Annotated in this window: 9 protein-coding genes and 3 pseudogenes; 4 read left to right on the top strand and 8 right to left on the bottom strand. The window is 59.4% G+C overall.

Annotation, left to right across the window (positions count from 1 at the left end):
• Positions 1–23: 23 nt before the first annotated feature.
• Positions 24–222: pseudogene (locus LJ656_RS35220) on the top strand (IS5/IS1182 family transposase); the annotation flags it as partial.
• A gap of 156 nt (positions 223–378) precedes the next feature.
• Here LJ656_RS35220 and LJ656_RS34080 read toward each other — a convergent pair.
• Positions 379–1,038 carry a hypothetical protein gene (locus LJ656_RS34080; RefSeq protein WP_230513832.1) on the bottom strand — a complete coding sequence of 220 codons (660 nt, stop codon included), beginning with the start codon at positions 1,036–1,038 and terminating at the stop codon, positions 379–381.
• 44 nt (positions 1,039–1,082) lie between these two features.
• A protein-coding gene (locus LJ656_RS34075) for an IS3 family transposase (RefSeq protein WP_230513831.1) occupies positions 1,083–2,625 on the bottom strand; the annotation gives its coding sequence in 2 pieces (ribosomal slippage) (positions 1,083–1,580 and positions 1,582–2,625; 1,542 coding nt in all).
• Positions 2,626–2,695: 70 nt separating this feature from the next.
• Between LJ656_RS34075 and LJ656_RS34070 the strand changes: the two are divergent.
• Positions 2,696–2,899: pseudogene (locus tag LJ656_RS34070) on the top strand (IS110 family transposase); the annotation flags it as partial.
• Between the two features lie 467 nt (positions 2,900–3,366).
• Here the strand turns inward: LJ656_RS34070 and LJ656_RS34065 are convergent.
• Both LJ656_RS34065 and LJ656_RS34060 read right to left on the bottom strand, forming a co-directional pair.
• Positions 3,367–4,578: a GGDEF domain-containing protein gene (locus LJ656_RS34065; protein ID WP_230513829.1), complete on the bottom strand. Its 1,212-nt coding sequence runs from the start codon at positions 4,576–4,578 to the stop codon at positions 3,367–3,369.
• A gap of 563 nt (positions 4,579–5,141) precedes the next feature.
• On the bottom strand, positions 5,142–6,134 hold the full coding sequence (locus LJ656_RS34060) for a response regulator transcription factor (protein ID WP_329958927.1): 993 nt from the start codon (positions 6,132–6,134) through the stop codon (positions 5,142–5,144).
• Between LJ656_RS34060 and LJ656_RS34055 the strand changes: the two genes are divergently transcribed.
• Positions 6,133–9,522 (top strand): ATP-binding protein, encoded by a 3,390-nt coding sequence (locus LJ656_RS34055; protein ID WP_230513828.1) that lies wholly within the window; start codon positions 6,133–6,135, stop codon positions 9,520–9,522. The two genes, LJ656_RS34060 and LJ656_RS34055, sit on opposite strands and share 2 nt — an antisense overlap.
• The gene (locus LJ656_RS34050) at positions 9,516–13,148 is read left to right on the top strand and encodes a hybrid sensor histidine kinase/response regulator (protein ID WP_230513827.1); all 3,633 of its coding nucleotides are present in this window, start codon (positions 9,516–9,518) and stop codon (positions 13,146–13,148) included. The genes LJ656_RS34055 and LJ656_RS34050 overlap by 7 nt, the downstream gene beginning before the upstream one ends.
• Positions 13,149–13,197: 49 nt before the next feature.
• Here the strand turns inward: LJ656_RS34050 and LJ656_RS34045 are convergent, their stop codons facing one another.
• The 4 genes and pseudogenes from LJ656_RS34045 to LJ656_RS35215 all read right to left on the bottom strand — a co-directional run.
• Positions 13,198–13,854 (bottom strand): response regulator, encoded by a 657-nt coding sequence (locus tag LJ656_RS34045; RefSeq protein ID WP_230513826.1) that lies wholly within the window; start codon positions 13,852–13,854, stop codon positions 13,198–13,200.
• A gap of 974 nt (positions 13,855–14,828) precedes the next feature.
• On the bottom strand, positions 14,829–15,551 hold the full coding sequence (locus LJ656_RS34040; protein WP_230513825.1) for an OmpA family protein: 723 nt from the start codon (positions 15,549–15,551) through the stop codon (positions 14,829–14,831).
• 89 nt (positions 15,552–15,640) lie between these two features.
• On the bottom strand, positions 15,641–19,270 hold the full coding sequence (locus LJ656_RS34035) for a YadA family autotransporter adhesin (RefSeq protein WP_230513824.1): 3,630 nt from the start codon (positions 19,268–19,270) through the stop codon (positions 15,641–15,643).
• An 894-nt stretch (positions 19,271–20,164) separates the two neighbouring features.
• Positions 20,165–20,218: pseudogene (locus LJ656_RS35215) on the bottom strand (hypothetical protein); the annotation flags it as partial.
• Between the last annotated feature and the right edge of the window lie 7 nt (positions 20,219–20,225).

Raw genomic sequence — 20,225 nt, 5'->3', positions numbered from 1 at the left:
ATCGCTAAAATATTCCGGCAAGAAAGAAGAAGATCAAGGCACTGACATCGTGGGTACTTTGGTGCGCCGGAGATCACGGCGTGCGTTGACGCTGGCATTGCTGCAACGGTGCCAAACTCATTGACATCCAGTGCCGAGGCCGACGGTCGGTTGGATCAAGCGGACTTCGTCTATATCGGGGAGGACGATCAGTATCGCTGTCCAGCTGGACACCGGGCGATCGGCGAATTAGTTCATTTCTCAATACAGCTCACTTTGCCTATACTTCAAACGTGTCCAATGCGAGGCGCCATCAGATTGGACGCGCCCCGAAACGAACCGTAGTCGATCCGCAGACGGCAATCTCCATCGAACAGCCGAGCCCCGATTGAGTTCACCTCAATCACCCGTTCCTTTGCTCAGCTCGATAAGTGCGACCTGTACCTCTTTGCGCCACGGTGGTTGAATGGTTTCGATATCGCGCTCAATTGCAGATATGATCGAGCGCCCGTTGCGGGAATGAGCGATGACCCTGAGGATACGGGCCGAGTCTCCGGCCCGCGCTGCAGCCACGGCGATGTCGATGGGACGCCATTGGGAATTGGAAAACCCGCTAGCCAATTCCCGACGAGCAGTCTTGCAACGGTCCCAGTCCATGAAAGGGAACATGAGAGAAAGAACGTCTGGAATGCGCTCTTGCTGTAATGCGCGATACACAGAAGGAAATGTTGCTGCAATTAGGGCCGACGCCGGTCGGCCAGGCTCGCGCATCGCAAACGGCAGAAGCATCGCAGCTGCCTTCGGAAACCCGGAGCGGTTCGCTGTGCACGCGTCCCATAACAAACATCCCGCCGCGTTCGCTCCGTCGTAGGACAGGTCGAGGACTTTTCTTCCAACAATTGCTTCAGCGATTTCTTCTGGGACTTTGACAAACCGAGCCCGGAGAGCGGGGACGGCATTGTCAAAGAGAACAAGATTCTGGCTCGCGATATCGGAAGGCACACGGGCGGATAAGCCGGCACGGATCGCCTTTGTGCCATCGAGACTGTTGATTTTCACGCAGTCTTAACCCACCGGGGATGCGGACATTTTCCTGGACTGATTTACGTCGTTAGCCCGAGACTTTCACGATATTCGATGGGGCCGAGATAGCCACGCGAGCCCTTGATCCGTTTCTCGTTGTACCAGCGAATGTAGGCGTTCAGTACCTCAACGAACTCCGCGATGGTTGTCGAACGCCAGTCTGCTGGATAGAACATCTCGGTCTTCAGCCTGCCGAAGAATCCCTCACAGGCCGCGTTGTCCGGTGAACAGGCTTTACGCGACATGGACCGGACCAGATTAGCCTTTGCAACCCGCGATAGCCATCCCGGCCATCGGTAGTGGCCACCTCGATCGGAGTGCACGATTGGCGTCTCATCGTCCTCGGTCACGGTCTCGATAGCCGCATCTAACATGGTATTCACGAGCTCTGCGTCGGGGCTTGTACCAATCGTCCAGCTGACGACCATGCCGTCGAAGCAGTCGATCATGGGCGATAGATATACCTTCCCGGCGGGAATCTGGAATTCGGAGATGTCCGTCACCCACTTCTCGTTGGGGGGCGTCAGCGTGGAAATCGCGATTGATGATGTTCTCTGGGGCAGGGCTAATTTCGCCGATATAAGAACGGTATCGGCGCCGTTTGGGCCTAGCCGCGTGGAGGCCGCCCTGTTTCATGAGGCGACGCACGACTTTCTCCGATAGAAACACCCGTTGTCGGCTGAGCGCTGCCTGCACCCGACGATAGCCGTAGGATCGGTGATTGTCCTCGAAGATCTCTGCAACGGTACAACGGACCTCTGCGTATTTGTCGGCAACCCGCATGGATGACCGATGGTAGAAATAGGAGCTGCGCGCCAGGTCCAACCGCGCAAGCAGTTCAGCCAGACCGTATTCTTTTCTCAGGGCGTCAACCAGCGTTGTCTTCTCCCGGTTGCTCAGGAGTGGCAGGTCGACGCCCAGGTCTTTTTTTACGAGTTCATTCGCCTTCTTCAACAGGTCGTGTTCAAGCTGCAGATTGCGGATGTCGCGCCGGAGCTCTTCGACCTGCCGCTCCAGTTCGTCCCGATCCGTGTCTGCGGGTGATCTCTTGTTGTCGCGCTTCATGGATGCAGGGGCCTCCCGGCCGAGTAACTGGTTCTTCCAGTTGTACAGCGTCACCCTGTCGACGTCCAGCTTTCGCGCCACCGCCTCTGCACTTCCTTGTCGTGTGCACAGTTCGTACACTGCGGCTTGCCTGGACGGCAATGACGCGGCCGGTCGCCCTCGCTTGCCAACCACGTATGTCCTGGCTTCAGGATAGCGCTCGCGAACCCACGCCGTCAGTATCTGGCGACAGGGATAGCCTAATGCCCGGAGGGTGAAGCTGACGCACCGCCCGTGATTGACGTAATGCTCAAGTGCCAGGTTCTTCTGTTCCTCTGAGTACTTCGGCTTTCCGCGAACATACTCTTTCTGCAGATCGCCACTCTTCTCGAATTCCTCACACCACGCCTTGAGAGAATTCTTCGTCGGGTAACCCAACTGGCGGATTGTCGCCTTAACGCGCTTCCCGAGCTTCAGGTACAGCTCGACCGCCCGAACGCGGTCTGCGTATGCATACATGGACTACCTCCAAAGTAGTCCAGGATTTTGTCCGCATCCCCAGTGGGTCAGTTCTGCATGGACATCAACAGCCATGCTGACAGACAGCATGCAAGACCAGCTCTCACGACTTCGGGCACTTAACGAGCAGATCGCACGAATCGAACAGCGCATTCTCGAATGGCGCCGCATCGACAACGCATGCAAACGGATCTCAGAAATTCCCGGTGTCGGTGTGCTCACCGCGACAGCGGCAGTGTCCGTGATCGGACGAGGCCCGTGTGAAAACGCAGGCTAAACCCGAGATTCGCAAAAAGCGGCCCTTCAAATCGCGCTGTGTTGGCTTGCTAGTGCGTTGAGAAGGGTAAAGTAACACCTGAAGACCGAGTACTTCTGCGTTTTCGCACTGCCTCGGCGACTGCTTCCCGCCGCGGAAGTTCGTCGTCGATCCGTAGTCAACGGTCGACGCGCTCTTGATGCAATAACCGGTTCCGAGCCATCGCGTGCATCGGCAGGTGTGTGCTCCAAGGCAGCAGGCTGGCCACGCCACCATTCAGTGGGGTATCAAACGTTCGCCAGGCTCGCTGCAATGACGCGATAGCAAGGTACCGCGATTATTTTGACGCGATAGGTGTTTGGCAGGGTTCTCAGCTTGCCGTCCGGCCCCGCGCTACTTTCCTCTTCGTGATCTGAGGATCGCAAATGCAAAACTCCATTGGAATTCGGCACAATCGAACTGATGCATTAATGTCTTAACCGAGCTCACGAGCAGACTCGATTCCTTCCTGACCTCTTTGCTTCATAAAGTCGGTCATCCGCCGTCTTAATCAGTTCATCAATCGATACCCCGGGTCGATATGTTGCGACGCCGATTGAAACCGAAACATTCACGAATCCCTCTTCCACTTGAATCGGAGTGCGAGCGATCGCAACTCGAATGGCCTCAGCCTTCTTTCGACCCGCTGACTGGTCAGCATTGGTCAACAGGCACATAAACTCCTCGCCTCCCCACCGACCGATAGCGTCGACTGCCCGCATTTCGTTCTGAAGGATTGTGGAAATTGTGATTAATACCTTGTCGCCGCCAGCATGTCCAAATTGATCATTGACTGATTTGAAGTGGTCCAGGTCAAGCGCGATGATGCAAAAGACCGTTCCTGTTCTTTTGCACCTTTCCAGTTCTTTTTGCATCTCGATTGAAAACGCGCGGCGGTTCAGGCAGCCTGTTAGTGGATCGGTAGCAGCGATCTTCTGCAATCGCTCCGTCATATCCGTCAACTCGAGGTTTGCTGTTTCCAGTTCTTTTGCGATCTTGCAGTTGATCGCGTTCGAGATCAGCATTCCGTGAACCAAACGTCTCGCCGCTGTGCCGTAGATTTGGCACATGAAAGTCACAGCAATTGATGCAATCCCTAGTTCCATTGGTACGGTGTGAAGAACTAGCCATCCATAGACAAGCCCCGACCCCAGTCCAACGTTGAATGCAGCTAAACATATACGATGTAGGTTCAGGTTATAGACACCCATTATCCCCGCCACAGCAAGTCCCATGCTCTGTACGAGCAATTGCGTCGGTTGCTCGCTGACACCTGGCATCAACACTACTGCCCCCCAGACGGAGCCGACACACCCCAACCCGGCGATCAAGAAGTAAATTAAATTTTTACGCGAAACGTCCGAAGTAGACTGCCTGCTGATGATGTAGGCGACCGTACCGTTGGTTGATTCAACGACCAAAAGGGCCACCACCCACGCGGCCAGCATCAATGTTGAGGCGGTGTTTCGCAGCATGAACGCTTGAGTTCCATATCCCAAAAAAGAGGTAGATGCTGACATAAGCATACGTTGCCCTAATATCTGCTCGGACTGACGTTTTATATCGTGCGTGTACTCCGGATACGCGCTGAGTGTCATGCGAAATACATTGTCCGTATTGCCCCGGCGCAAGCTGAAGTTGGAAAAAATACCCTTCATAGCGGTTATCGGATCGATTGAGGTGAGTGTGAGCGGTTAGCTGCATTATTCGGTATTCAACTCGAAGACCGTTGCACGGGCTGCGTCAAGAACGCGGAATCAGCATTCGGAATGCACGAATTTTTACCCTGATCGATTCGGCTCAACGACCAAATGTGGTGTTAGCTCCGCGCGATACTCGTTGGTCGGGATGATTGATTTTTCAGCATTACGACAGTGGTCGTCGTTGTTTTTGCCTAAAATAGGTCGATCGACAAATAACTACCGGGTTAATCATGCACCCGAGACGCGCTCCGTACAAACATAGTTAAATGTTAATTTAACAAGATAGTTGCCGCGTACTGGTGATGGGTCATATTCATCGTTTTATAGACCACAGAATTTCCACTGAAGCGTCCGATATAAAAGCGAACAGCCCTCTCCCATTCATTTCGCGTCGCGTTGGACGAGCGTGATGCATCGGCACAAGGCAAGGCTATTACGTGCGTGCTTGACTTGTTTTATCACGATAAAATAAGCCGACGCGTGTCAAGGCGACTCGCATCGTTAAGCCAACGAGGCTTTCATTCTTGTCGTTTCGACGCGTCAGTTGGCACATCTATCCCTGTTTCGAATGCAAAGCGGTATAGGTCAGCGTCACGATCAATACCAAGCTTACGCATAGCGCGAGTCTTTTGGGAGCTGATCGTCTGCTTCGTGCGGTGCATCCGTTGGGCAATCTCGTTGATGGACAGTCCCGACACGAACAACCTAACGACTTCCATTTCGCGATTGGTCAGCGTTTGCTTACGGGAATTTGTGGAGGATCCGGCAGGTGTCTCGTTCTCGGAGCCACTTGACGCTGTCCGAAAGTAGGTGGCACCTGCATAGACAGCATGAATCGCAGAAATTAGATGGCCGGTATCGTGAGATTTTCCGAGGACCGATTGCACCCCCAGCTTGGCAATTTCGTTCACGATCGCCGAATTCTCGATCGTCGTGAAAACGACAATCTTCAGCGCCGGCCAGGTACGGCGCAAATAAGACAGAAGCGTCATACCGTCGCCATATTCTCCGCCGGGCATCGCGTAATCCGTCACACAGACATCGCATTTGGCCGCCTTCAGCAGCGCGATGAGTTCTCCGGATTCGCTCGCAGTGCCGACAATTTCGAGCGTCGGAAGCACGGACAGTTCGTGCTTGATCCCCGACAGCAGCACCGGATGGTCGTCGGCAAGCACAATGCGGATTTTCACGTTACTCATCTGGGCCTCAACCGTAGGAGGAACGGGTTGGGACGACACGAATTCCAAATGTACCTGAAAGGGATTAGGGTGGATATGCTTTTGACCCCGGCTGCTTTTCCCACCTCCCGCTTTTAAGCACTCACACACATTGACTTGTCTGGCGCGAATCAGTTGATTAATCCGAAATTGGTTCGGGAGGCCGTGATACAGGTCCCGTTCGACCGGACCGATATGCCGCGGTCTCACCAGATCGGGATAATCGAACTCGTTCAGTGCACGGCGTCGCCTCGATCGCGCACCGTCCTCCCATACGCCATTCTGTCTCGTCATGCTGCCCACCTCCTCGACCAACCTGGTGAATCAGTTGCGCCGCTACAAGCGGCTACTCATATTCGGCGGCGGCCTGATGACAACCCTGATGCTGCTGATCGCGTTCGCGTTCGCGATGCTTTCTTCGGTGCGAGCACATATCGCCGCCGAACGTCAGGCCGTCGTGATTTACCACGATCGCGTGATGGAGCAGGTTCGCGCGGCCGAAGCATCGTTTCGCATCGGACTCGTGAACGCAGAGCTGGCCTGGTCGAACGGCGCGAAAGTAGACCAGCCGCTGGTCGACGATTTCCGCAAACGGAACGGCGAGGTGCTGCTTCAGCCGGCGCCGGCGGAGTGGACACAGCGTGTGTTCGCGGTCGACACCGATACCCTGCCGGACGAATCGATCGGCCGTTACCTCGCGCTCGCGGAGCAGTTGAGTCGTTCGCGCACTATCCACTCGCTCGCGCGCGGCCGGCAACTGCCCGGCTACTTCTATACCGTCGACCACGACATCGCCGGCCTCATGCCTTCGCCGGGGGCCAGCGTGCGGTGGCCCGCGACCGCCACGACAGCCGAGCGCGAGAAGCTGATAGCGGCGCTTGCCGACGGCCTCGCCAGCGCCTCCGGTAGCGGCCCGTCTTCCGACACCGACGCCGGTCGGCAACTGCTCTGGAAGCCGCCGCGAATCAGCCTCCTGACCGGAACGCCGACGATCCGCCTCGTTGGACCGCTGCTGCACAACGGTAAGCCGTTCGCCACGGTCGTCACCGAATACGACGCCAGCTTCCTGACCGCGCCGTCCGCGGCCGACCCGCGTTTCGACGGTGTCTATATGATCGTCGCGGCCGATGGCACGATCGTCGACCGCTCGTTTCCGCGCGCGCGCGATGCGCCGCGTGACGCAGCGCTCGCCGACCCGCTGCGCGCGTTGGCAAACAGTAAAAAGGCCGGCGAATCGTGGCACTACGGCGTCCTGACAATTTCCGCGCCGGTTGGGAACACCGGCTGGATGCTCGTGCATACCTGCAACTGGCAAGACATCGTCGGCGGCATCAGCCCGCAACTGGCCCTCGGCGCGGCGCTGACGCTGATCGTGCTGATCGCTGTGTGGAGCTTTCTGATGTCCTTCAGAAAGCATGCGTTCCGGCCCGCGCTAGATCGCTCGCAACGTCTGTTCGAAAGCGAACAGCTGAGCCGTACGCTGATCGAAACCGCCCCCGTCGGGCTCGCGCTGATCTCGCTGAAGAATGGTCGGTTGCTGGCGCGCAGCCCGGCGATGGTCGCCGGGGCGAGACGCGTTACCGTCCCGGCGGCGACGCTAGCGGCCGAGCTGGCCATGCGCTATCGGGCTTGCGTGCAAACTGGCGAGCGCGGCGACGCCCCCGTAATGCATGAAGAGATCACGCTGCCCACGCGAGACCAGGATTCGGTCGATCTTGCCGTCAGGGCCACCCCGTCCCGTTACCAGGGAGAGGACGTGCTGGTGGTCGCAGTCACCGATGTCACCGCGTATACCCGCGTCGAACAGCATCTGCGCGAAGCCCGCGAAGCCGCGGATTCGGCCAATGCCGCGAAGTCTGCGTTTCTCGCCGCGATGAGCCACGAGATTCGCACGCCTCTGAACGCGGTGCTCGGCAACCTGGAGTTGCTCGCGCAATCATCGCTCGATGCACTGCAGCACGACCGGCTCACGACGATCCGAGCGGCGTCGGAGGGATTACTCGAGATCGTCAGCGATGTGCTCGACTTTTCTAAAATCGAGGCAGGCGAGATGACGCTCGAGGACCTCGAGTTCGACGCGCTCGACGTCGTCGCGCGGTCGCTGAGCATGTTCGCGCCGGCCGCCCAAGCGAAGGAACTCAAGCTGTTCGCGAACCTTGGCACCGCCACCTCGCGCCCGATGCGCGGCGATCCGACACGACTCGCACAAGTGATCAACAACCTGCTGTCCAATGCAATCAAGTTCACCGCGCGCGGCGAGGTAACGGTGCGTATGGCGCTCCTCGATCCGGTCGAGACGAGCGATGACGCGGAACTGCTGATCGAGATCGAGGACACCGGCATTGGCATGAGTGCGCAGCAGCAGGCTGCGATCTTCCAGCCGTTCAGCCAGGCAGACCGGTCGATCAATCGCCGCTTCGGCGGCACCGGGCTGGGGCTCGCACTATGCGCGAGACTCGCTGGGGCGATGGGTGGGGAGATCGCCGTGCACAGTGCACTGGGCGGTGGTAGTTGCTTCAGCCTCCGGGTGCCGCAGGGCGCACCGCGGGCCGCGCCCGCGATGCCGCGCTTCGGTGGCGAGACAGTCACGCTGGTGGCGGCCTCGGAGGCTTCGCACACCTACGCGATCGCCGCGTTACATGCATGGGGACTCGCTGTCGACGCATTCCGGCACCCGGTCCAGGTCGATACGAACACGCTCGAGCGTACCGGCACGTTGATCCTGCTCGGCGAGCGCGATACGTGGCATCCGGACGACGAATTGCGCTTGATCAGGCACGCATCGAGAGTGATCGACTGTACCACCGATGGGCCGTTGCATCCGGTCGCGCTAGACCGCCTCGTTCGGACCTCGAGTTTCAGTCTCGCTGCGCTAGCCAACGCATTGCAGCACACGCTGCGCAACCAGCCGCTGACTATGCCTACCGAAGCACAGCAGTTGCAGTTGCTGCCGCGCCGGTTGAAGGTCCTCGTCGCCGAAGACAACGTGGTCAACCGCCGGCTTTTCGCGGAGCAGATGGCGGTGCTCGGCTGTAACGCCACAGTGGTCGAAGATGGCGCGCGCGCGGTTGCCGAACTGTCGGCCGAAACCTTCGATGTGCTGATCACCGACCTGTCAATGCCCTTGATGGACGGCTACGCGCTCGCGCGCGAAGCCCACCGGCGCTGGCCGTGTATGCCGGTGGTCGCGGCCACCGCATCGGTCAGCGCAGATGAGCGCGAGCGCTGCAAAGCTGCCGGGTTTGCAAGAATGGTCACGAAGCCGTTGTCGCTTGGAAGGTTGCGCGCCACACTGGCCGAAGTAACCGGCTTAACCCTTGCCGGGCCGCAGTTCCAGGTTCGCACCGACAACCCGGCGCAACCCGCCGACCTAGCAACCCATAGCGACGGCCTGCTCGGCTACCAGGCCTTGCCAGATGAGTTGCGACAGACCTACCTCGATTCATTCGAAGCGTCGCTCGCGGCGATTGCCGGCGCGCAGCGCGACAACGATGCGCCACGCGCACTCGCCGAACTGCATTCGCTGACCGGAGCGCTCGGCGTATTCCGTCAATACGCGCTCGCCGGGTGCTGCGCCGAACTCCAATCCCGTATCAAGCAAGCGGGTCTGGAAAACCTCGGCGGCATCGACATCGCCGCTCATTTACGTGACGTGCAGGATCGCCAACTGTCGGAGTGCTGACACTGCGCACCGCTGGGCGGGTGCGCCGCGTCCGCCCCTTGGGGCGGCTGATCGGGCAGCATCCTCCAGCTCTTTTGCACAAGGGCGGGCAAGCGCATAATGAAGCGGCCATCGCCGGCCTGCCCGATTTCGCTCGACCTATGCGCCGTACCCGACCAAGCAGTGAGCTAGGCCAGTTTCACCGATATCAGCACATGTTGATGTACGGCGGCGCTGCCGCGCTGACTTTCGCGGTTATTGTCGCCTTCGTAATCAACTCGGTCGCGCTGATCTACAGCTATACGGTCCGCGAATCCGACCTGCTATCGCCGGAAGTGGGCACGATCGAGGACATCATCCAGATGGCCGAAGCGTCCCTTCGCGGCAACGCCCATAGCGTCGAACGCGAATGGAACAGTGGCACGGAGGCTCCGCCTGCGGTGGTCGACCAGTACGAACGCAACGGCAACACACTAGAACTAGCTTCGCCACCTTATTTGCCGCCGTCGGTAGTGGTCGGCTCGTCCACATCAAGTCATCCCACATCCGTGGAACGCCGGTTCGCGTATCTGACCGAAAGGCTGCTCGGATCGACTAGCGGAATCGCAGCACGCTTCGGCGAAGTAACCGCCTACCTTTTCAGCCGCGACCAGTCGGTACTGGGCGTGATCGTGCAACCCTCTCCTCCGAGCCAATATTTCTCGAAACTGCTCGTGAACCGTGCCGCGCTGTTTGCCACTTTGACGGATCCTACTGGCAAAGAATTGCTCTCCGGCGACGCCACTCGACCGACGCGCAACAGGCAAGGCATGCTCGTCACCCCGATTCGCTGGCTGCCGCCCTACGACAGTCCGGTATCGGGCAACCGCAGCGTACGCCTCGCGTCCGCGTTGATCGACTCTCAGGAAAAGCCATTTGGTGCACTGGTCGCCGAGATGCCGCTCACGCGGCTAACCGACCCGCTGCCCCTGTCCGCAACCGACGGCGCATTCGTGCTGCTCGCGCGCGACGGCAGCATCGTCACAACCGCGTCGCAATATCCGGTCGACAAGCGCGCGGTGGACGCGGCTCGCGACGCGCTCGCGAACGGCATCGGCGCGGTCGAACGGCGTGTCAACCGTTCGGGTTACTGGCTGTCGGGCTGGACGATCGGCAGCACCGGCTGGATTCTGGTGTATGTCGATTCGTGGTCGAGCCTTGCCACGAGATTGCGGCACACTCTTTTGCCGTCGTTGCTGACGACCACCGCGATCATCGTGCTGATCTGGACGCTTGTGCTGCTGTTCGACCACCGGGTCTATCGTCCGGTGCTGCTGCGCTCGCATCGCGTGTTCGAGAGCGAACGCCTGAGCCGGACACTGATCAAGACCGCCCCTGTCGGGCTCGGCCTGATTTCCATGAAGGATGGCGCCCCGCTATTGCGCAGCCCGACCATGGTCGAAACATCCCGGCGCGTAGTCGTGCCGGAGCCGACGCTCGCGTCCGAACTGGCCGCGCGCTACCGCGCACACCGCCAACGCGATGCGCGCGTGGGCGAAGAGTCAATGCATGAGGAGCTTACCCTCCCCACGTGCGACAGCGAGCCCGTCGATCTCGCCGTCAGCGTCGTACCCGAGCGGTATCGCGGCGAAGACGTGCTAGTCGTCGCGTTCACCGACGTCACCGCGCGGAAACGTCTCGAGCAACATTTGCGGGAGGCGCGCGAGGCCGCGGACTCGGCGAACGCCGCAAAGTCGGTGTTTCTTGCAACCATGAGCCACGAAATCCGCACGCCGCTAAACGCGGTGCTCGGCAATCTCGAACTGCTAGCGCAAACCCAGCTCGACACACGGCAACGCGAACGGCTGACAACGATTCGTTCGTCGTCCGATAGTCTGCTGTCGATCATCAGCGACGTGCTCGACTTCTCCAAGATCGAGGCCGGCGAAATGACGCTCGAACAGATCGAATTCGATGCGCTCGAGGTCATTGCGCGCGCGCTGACGATGTTCGCACCTGTGGCGCACGCCAAACATCTACGGCTTGCTGCGAATCTCGGCACTACCACCTCGCTGCCGATGCGAGGCGATCCCACCCGCCTCATGCAGGTGATCAACAACCTGCTCTCGAATGCGTTGAAGTTTACCGAGCGCGGCGATGTACTGCTGCGTATGACGGTGCTCGATGCGGCCACCTTGCAGATCGAGGTTGAGGACACGGGTATCGGCATGACTGACGAGCAACAGCGACAGGTGTTCGAGCCGTTCGGCCAGGCCGACGCGACGATCAGCCGCCGGTTTGGTGGTACGGGCCTCGGGCTGACCCTATGTTCCCGACTGATGCAAGCGATGGGAGGCAGCATCGCGGTGCGCAGCGAACCGGACAACGGCAGCTGCTTTACGATGCGCGTGCCGCTCGGCGCGCCGCGCGGCGTGCCGGCAATCCCCCAATTTGACGGTGAAGCAATTGCGCTGGTGAGCGCTGCCGACGCGTCGGACGCCGGCCTCGCATTGGCTCTAAAGGAGTGGCGGCTAACGTTCATGACATACCGGCACCCGGCGCTGATCGAGCCAGACACGCTCGAACAAGTCGAGGCTGTGATTTTCTGCGGCGAGCGCGGCACGTGGCACGCGGACGACGAACGTGCGATTTTCGACGACGCGTCGTGGGTCATCGAATGCAGCACCGCGGGCCCCTACGATCCGGTCGTCACCGGCCGCGTCGTGCGGGTATCGAGTTTCAGCCTAAAGGGAGTCGAGCAGGCGTTGCAGCACTCGCTGCACGGCGCACGGCTCGAGCGGGGGACAGAACTTCCGCAGGTGCTCCCGCGTCACCTTCGGGTGCTGGTCGCGGAGGACAATCCGGCAAACCGCCGACTGTTCGAAGAACAATTGGCGATGCTCGGCTGCGAAGTGACGCTGGCCGAGGATGGCCAGCAGGCGCTCGACGAGCTTTTGGCGCGACGATTCGATGTCCTGATCACGGATCTATGGATGCCGGTCATGGACGGCTACGCGCTCGCTAACGACGTCCGCGCGCGCTGGCCGAAGATGCCGATCATCGCGGCAACCGCCTCGGTCACGCTCGAAGAGCGCAAACGCTGTGAGCAGGCCGGTATCGGGCAGGTGGTCACGAAGCCACTGTCGCTCGCGCGCTTGCGAGCGGCGCTCACGCAGGCAACAGGCTTACCCAGTGTGTCGCTCCAAGCCGAAAGCGAGCGCGAAACACCCGCAGCGGACGACGGTCTGCTCGGCGAGCGGGCATTGCCGGCCTCGATGCGCGAATCGTTCCTGGCTTCGTTTGACCAGTCGCTCGCGGCGCTAGCCACGGCGCAGCGCGACAACGATGCGACGTGCGTGCTTGCCGAGTTGCATTCGTTACGCGGCGCGCTGCGCTTTTTCGGCGACATTGAGCTGGATGAAGCTTGCGCGCGACTGCAAAGCGCCGTACGTGAGCAAGGCGTCGCGGTCACCGCGTCTCAGCTCGATGCGTTCGACGTCAAGGTTCAGGCGACGATGCTGGGTCACGCGCAAAGCGCGCGCGAAACGCTGTCGATGCTTGTGGCCGCCGCGAAGCGGGTCGCTCCCGCCAATGCCGCGAGCCGCTTGTTGCGGATAGTGCAAGCCGCGTTGCAGGAGACCGGGGCCGATGCAGAGCACTCAGCGTAGTCCCGGCTGGTATCCCGGTCAATCGGGCCGGCCGCCGGCGCGAAGCCGGTCAAAGCGCGCCGTCCGCGGGTAGGCCTGTTTCGAACGCGAATCGATACAGATCGGAGTCCGATTCGATGCCCAGTTTGCGCATCGCCGATCTTTTTTGCGCGCTGACGGTCTGCTTTGTCCGGCTTAATTGGGTCGCTATCTTACTGACGGTAAGACCCGAAAGCAGCAATCGGATCACCTCCAGCTCGCGGCTCGACAGTCCGGGTATGCGCTTGCTGGATGTATCGGCTGGGTCACCGCTCGACGGCGACTCTTGCAGAGTCGGCGAATAGTAATTCGCCCCAGCATGGACAGCATGGATGGCCGTAATCAGGTATCCAACATCCTTTGCCTTGTTCAGTACTGACTGAATACCGATCCTTCGCATTTTGTCCGCGATGGCGAAATTATCGATTGTCATGAAGACAATGATCTTCAGATCCGGATGCCGGCGCCGCAGGAACGACAGCATGGCCATTCCATCGCCATAGTCCCCGCCGGGCATCGCGAAATCTGTAATCAGAATATCGCACGACACCCGCGACAATACGTCGACAAGCGCAGTGGAGTCATGCGCGGTTGCAGCGACATTGAGGGTGTGAATTCTAGATAGTTCATATTTGACGCCCGCGATCAGCGCGGGATGGTCATCCGCAAGTATGAGGTTGATTTTCATGACGCTCTCGCCAGGCTGGCTTGTGTGAAAATTAGAAAGAACAGTTAATTTAACAAGAGTGAAAATAGAAAAGTTTCTTACTGATAAAAATCTGACTCAAAAGATATTTGACTTGTCAGAATGGCGGTGAGATGTACTCGATAGAGCTTGTCGCACCTCGTCGGCGACACAAATCGCAGCTGACTTGTCAGACGAGCGCGAGCACCTCACTGTCGCTACGGATTGGCTTCTTGACTGGCTCCCTGGTCTCACCTCAAAGATGAAGCGAAGCAGGCCGGGGGCTTTACGGCATGCAATTTCGCGACCTTGAATTTTGGGTTTACAGATATAAGATGTTTCTTATGCATGGAGATCGGAATTTATAACATGTCAAATTTTAATATATTGAAAATCATCTAAAATTATTCTAAATTCTTGTTTTATTATCGATTCTTCATTATTGAGGCATCGATAAATTAAAATTGCCGATTTTCAGTTCACGATTTTTAATAAAAGCGATTTATTATTTTATTGTATTTTTCGGCCACAAAATCATATTGCGACGAATTCAATCGACATCTTTTATCGCTCACCACTCCGATGTCACCTTGAGAAAATATGAAATGGAAAAATCAAGCAATAAAATTCCCGCAACAGTTCGAGCACTGCTCGCTTTCGCGGATCTACGTAAAAGCGAGGAACGGGAGTTCATCACTACAATGAACCTTTTGCTTCTTGCTTCGCCCCAAAGACGGCTCGAACTCATCGAGCAGATCAAACGGGAGAATTTTGGAGATGCATCTTTCGAAAGACGCACATCTTCGTCTGATTAAAGTCCGAGAAAAGGGCGCAGATCAAGCGCCCTCGCCAACAAGGGAGTTCAGAGGCCATCCGGTGTCCCTGATCTCCGGAAGCTGGTCCGCTTTGTAAGCGGCACCAGCACTCCGTTGTGCCGCTTACTGTTTGCACACTTTAGCCAATGACCCGCAGCCCGCTTACATTGCTACGACGTGCACTTCTACTCGCCGGTTCAAAGCGCGCCCCTCTGCAGTCGCATTCGATGCAACCGGATTATCCGCGCCCTCTCCCTCGGCGATGAACTGTTCTGCCCGCATTCCGTGGCTGCGTAGATAGCGCAACACGGATTGTGCGCGTGCCTGCGACAGTTGCCGGTTGTGTATCAGGGAACCGCTTGAATCCGTATGGCCGGTGACCGTGATGCTACGGAAGCTCGCTCCTTGATTCGCACGTACAAATTGATCGAGATCTGCGTTGACAACGTCACTCAGAACGGCACTGTCCTTCGCGAAATTCGCATTACCTTGCAACAGCACCTGGCCGCGCGCCCGGGTCTGCAACGGTGCGGACAGTTGCGCGGGCGGCCGCGGCGCGACGGCCTGCGGCACCTCGGCAGGTTGGCCGCACATAAAGGTCAGTTCACGCGGATTGTTGGTGTTCACGCCAGATTTCACTCCATCGACTGATTCGAGCGGGGTGACGGTCTTATCCTTGCAGATTTCGGCCGCCACTTTGAAACAGGTCTGCGAACTTTCGAGCAGACCACGGCAACTGACCCGATACGTTGGCGCCGCTTGATTCGGTGCGACGATCGCATGGGCGGTGTAGGTCGGACCCGACTGGGTCGTGCATGCCGCGATAGATGCGGACAGCGCGCCCACCAGCGCGAGGCGGGAATAAGCTGAATAGTGCTTTTTCATGTTTGCAGGTTCACTTGGGCAAATTCGAAAAAATATTGGAAAAATGCGATGCGGCTGAGAGGGCGCACGCGCCCTCTCCTGCTATGCGCTTACCACTGATACGAAGCGCCGACGCCTGCCGTGGTACCGCCGCTGGAATAGCCCAAACCCGCTCTCATCTTGATGTTTTGCGTAATGCGAGCGGTACCGCCGATCGCGAGAGCCTGGTAGCCCTTGTAGGTTCCAGCGCCGATGCCGAGCGACAGAGTCTTATCCCTGTCGACGTCCGGAATCATCGTCAACGCTGTAGCGGCGGCGACGCCCGAGTACGCACCCTTGGCGACATCGTTGATTGCCGCGTCGGCCGCGTTCACCCGGTTGTCGAGGCCCGTAATCCGCTCGTCGAGACCGGTGAGCGCATCGCCGACGTTCGAGTAATTGCCGCCCGACAGGTGGTACGACGGGCCGGTCACCGAGCCGTCCGAGTTGAGAGCCGCACCGCCACCCAGGCCGTTCACCACTGTCGTCAACTGACTGACATTGACTGCGTCCGTGGCTTGCGTACCCGCGGCAACGTTGGTGATCTGACGCTGTTGCGTCGCGGACCCCACCGACACGGCATTGTCTCGATCAGCCGTCGATCCTTGACCGAGCGCAACCGCGTTCGTAGCCGACGCCTGTGCTCCCTGACCGATCGCCACCGAGCGCGATGTCGCCGTCGCGTCGGAACCCACGGCAACGGCGTCGTCCGCCGCATTGGCGCTCGAGCCGAGGGCCGTTCCGTAATCTCCCGCGACGGTTGCGCCCGAGCCCGCCGTAGTGCTGCCTGAACCGGCCCCAGGAGCAGCAGCGTGCTGTACCGCTCCGTCGGTCCAATCCGCGCGCGTATCGGTTGCGTTGAAGTACGGGTTGGATGCACCACGACTATCGACACTGCTGCTCTCCAGGTTCGTTACGCGATTGTCGATGATCGACACCTGGCTTTGCAGCGCGGACAACTGACCGAAGTTCACCGCATCGTAGGTTGACGTGCCGTTGGCGACGTTGGTCAATACCACCGGTCCTCCCGACATACCACCACCCAGCGTGACGCTGTTGTAGTTCACGGTGCCGTCGACACTGCGGTCGTATTTGACCGAACCCTGATCCAGATTCGCGATGTTGCTGTTGATCCGCTCCAGTGCCTCGTTGGTCGTATAAAGCTGCGAGCCATTGACCGCGTCGGTACTCGTCGCGCTCAAACGGCCGGCGGCCACGTTCGTGATCGTGCGCTCGTTATCCACGCTGCCCACGCTCACCGTGCTCCTCGGATTCGCCCCGGCGAATCCGTAGTCCGTGCCGCCGATAGTCGCGCCGGCCGTGCCCACTGCTGCTTCCGTGGTCGATCCCGCACCCAGTGCCACGTCGTTGGTGTTCTTCGCCATCGCGCCCATACCGATCGCGACAGAGTCCTGACCATCCGCCGACGAATCGACACCCGTCGAGTTCGCGTGGAAGTACTTCGTGCCGTTGGTGTACACGTTGTTGATCTGACTGTTCGTCTCGGTCAGCTGTGACATGTTCACCGCGTCGCTCGGGTTCACACCGTCCGCCACGTTCGTGATACGGGTGCCGCCCGTGTGCGTCACGGCGTTGTACGTGTCGCCAGCCAGAGTGATGCTGTTGTGGTTCACCGTCCCATCGCTAGCCACGTCGTACGTCGCCGCGCTATCGCCCACCTGCTTGAGCCTGTCGCCCAGATTCGTGATCGACGTCGTGTTCGCATCGACCTGCTGGTTCGTCGCATACAGCTGCGAACCATTCACCGCGTCGGTGCTTGTCGCGCTCAAACTGCCGGCGGCCACGTTCGTGATCGTGCGCTCGTTACCCACGCTGCCCACGCTCACCGTGCTCGTCGGATTGGCCCCGGCGAATGCGTAGTCCGTGCCGCCAATAGTCGCGCCGGCCGTGCCCACTGCTGCTTCCGTGGTCGATCCCGCACCCAGTGCCACGTCGTTGGTGTTCTTCGCCACCGTGCCCATACCGATCGCGACAGAGTCCTGACCATCCGCCGACGAATCGACACCCGTCGAGTTCGCGTGGAAGTACTTCGTGCCGTTGGTGTACACGTTGTTGATCTGACTGTTCGTCTCGGTCAGCTGTGACATGTTCACCGCGTCGCTCGGGTTCACACCGTCCGCCACGTTCGTGATACGGGTGCCGCCCGTGTGCGTCACGGCGTTGTACGTGTCGCCAGCCAGAGTGATGCTGCTGTGGTTCACCGTACCATCGGCGTTGGTGTCGTACTTCAAGGAACTCGCGCCAAGGTTGCTCACCATGTCGTTCACCGCCTCGAGCTGCGCCACATTGACCGCATCGCTGTCGTCCACACCCGCGGCCAGATTCGTGATCGTCTTGGTGCCTGCGTTGATGCCGCCCGTCGTGACGCTCGGGCCACCCTGGATCGTCAGGCCGCCCTGGTTCAGCACCGTGTTGCCTATCGTGATGCTGTTGAGTTCGAGGTCTTGTGCAAGGCCAAACTTCACGTCATTGCTGGTCGCTTCCTTGCTCACCACGATGTTCTTGTCCGTGCTGCTCAGATCCACCGCAGCAGTCGGCGCAACGTTCGTCGCGTTGCCGCCCTGCGCGCTGATGGTCCAGCCCGCGCTGGCCGTCTTGCTGACCTGGTCCAACTGGTCCTTGTTCACTACGTCGCCACCATTGACACCGGCCGCCACGTTCGTGATGGTCTTGTTGCCTGCGTCGATGCCGTCAGTCGTGATGCCCGGTCCGCCCTGGATCGTCAGGCCGCCCTGATTAACTAGCGTGTTCCCCATCGTGACGCTGTCGACATTCAGATTTTTCGCCAGGTTGAACGTCACGTCATTGCTGGTCGCGCTCTTGCTCACCACAATGTTCTGGTCGGTGTTGTTCAGGTCGACCGAGCCACCCGGCACGACATTCGTCGCGTTGTCGTTCTGCGCGCTGATGATCCAGCCTGCGTTGGCCGTCTTGCTGACCTGGTCTAACTGGTCCTTGTTCACTGCGTCACCACCACTCACACCGGCAGCCACGTTCGTGATTCGCGTGCCGCCCGTGCGCGTCGTCGGGTTGTAGGCGTCTCCCAGCAGCGTGATGCTGTTGTGGCTCAACGTGCCATCAGGGTTCTTGTCGTACTTGACCGCGTTGTTGTCCAGATCCGAAATACCCATGTTGATCTGCTCGATCGCCTGATTCGCCGCATACAGCTGCGAACCATTGACCGCGTCAGTGCTCTTCGCGCTCAAACTGCCGGCGGCCACGTTCGTGATCGTGCGCTCGTTACCCACGCTGCCCACGCTCACCGTGCTCGTCGGATTGGCCCCGGCGAATGCGTAGTCCGTGCCGCCAATAGTCGCGCCGGCCGTGCCCACTGCTGCTTCCGTGGTCGATCCCGCACCCAGTGCCACGTCGTTGGTGTTCTTCGCCACCGCGCCCATACCGATTGCTACAGAGTCCTGACCATCCGCCGACGAATCGACACCCGTCGAGTTCGCGTGGAAGTACTTCGTGCCGTTGGCGATCACGCCGTTGAGTTCGTCGCCCAGATTCGTGACGTTCTGGTTCGTCTCATAAAGCTGCGAGCCATTTACCGCATCGGTGCTCGTCGACGAGAGGTCGCCGCGGGCTACGTTGTGCAGTGCTACTGGTGCGCTTGCCCCCTCCCCACCTAGCGTCACGCTGCTGTGGTCCGGCGAGTCGTACATCACGGCGTTAGTCACCGTGGTCGACAGCGACGAGATACCGGTCGAGGTGGATGACGAGAGGTTCGCCAGGTTGCTATCTGTCGTGCTTAGTCCGCTCGACAGCGAACTCAAACCGGTCGAGGTCGACGTCGACAGTGATGAAATGCCGATCGATGACGACGTCGAAAGGCTCGCCAGATTGCTGTCGGTCGTGCTTAGCCCGCTCGACAGCGAACTCAAACCAGTCGAGGCCGATGTCGACAACGAGCTGACGCCCGTCGACAGCGATGAAATACCCGTCGACGTGGACGTCGAGAGACTCGTCAGGTTGCTGTCGGTCGTGCTCAGTCCGCTCGACAGCGAGCTCAAACCAGTCGAGGTCGATGTCGAGAGCGAGCTGACGCCCGTCGACAGCGACGAGATGCCGGTCGACGCAGACGTCGAGAGGCTCGTCAGGTTACTGTCGGTCGTGCTCAGTCCGCTCGACAGCGAGCTCAAACCAGTCGAGGTCGATGACGACAACGAGCTGACGCCCGTCGACAGCGATGAGATGCCAGTCGACGTGGACGTCGAGAGGCTCGTCAGGTTACTGTCTGTCGTGCTCAGTCCGCTCGACAGCGAGCTCAAACCAGTCGAGGTCGATGTCCAGAGCGAGCTGACGCCCGTCGACAGCGACGAGATGCCAGTCGACGCAGACGTCGAGAAGCTCGTCAGGTTACTGCTAGTGGTGCTTAGCCCGCTCGACAGCGCAGCCATGCCGGCCGCTGTCGACGTCGATAGCGAACTGACACCCGTCGACAGCGATGAAATGCCCGTCGACGCAGATGCCGAAAGGCTGGTCAGGTTATTACTAGTGGTGCTTAGCCCGCTCGACAGCGCGGCCATGCCGGTCGCGGTCGACGTCGACAGCGAGTTCACCACGGCAGCCTGTGACTGCAGCTGGCTGACGTTGACCGCATCGGTGGGAGCCGAACCGGCCGCCACGTTGGTC

The organism is Paraburkholderia sejongensis, assembly GCF_020880815.1.
Classification (GTDB): Bacteria; Pseudomonadota; Gammaproteobacteria; order Burkholderiales; family Burkholderiaceae; genus Paraburkholderia; species Paraburkholderia sejongensis.
The sequence above is the reverse complement of the archived record's forward strand: the minus strand, read 5'-3'. Positions and strand labels throughout refer to the sequence as shown.

Coding starts and splice junctions, on each gene's coding strand:
- LJ656_RS34040 (WP_230513825.1), bottom strand. CDS start 15,551: ATGAAAAAGCACTATTCAGCTTATTCCCGCCTCGCGCTGGTGGGCGCG.
- LJ656_RS34055 (WP_230513828.1), top strand. CDS start 6,133: ATGCTGCCCACCTCCTCGACCAACCTGGTGAATCAGTTGCGCCGCTAC.
- LJ656_RS34045 (WP_230513826.1), bottom strand. CDS start 13,854: ATGAAAATCAACCTCATACTTGCGGATGACCATCCCGCGCTGATCGCG.
- LJ656_RS34060 (WP_329958927.1), bottom strand. CDS start 6,134: ATGACGAGACAGAATGGCGTATGGGAGGACGGTGCGCGATCGAGGCGA.
- LJ656_RS34065 (WP_230513829.1), bottom strand. CDS start 4,578: ATGAAGGGTATTTTTTCCAACTTCAGCTTGCGCCGGGGCAATACGGAC.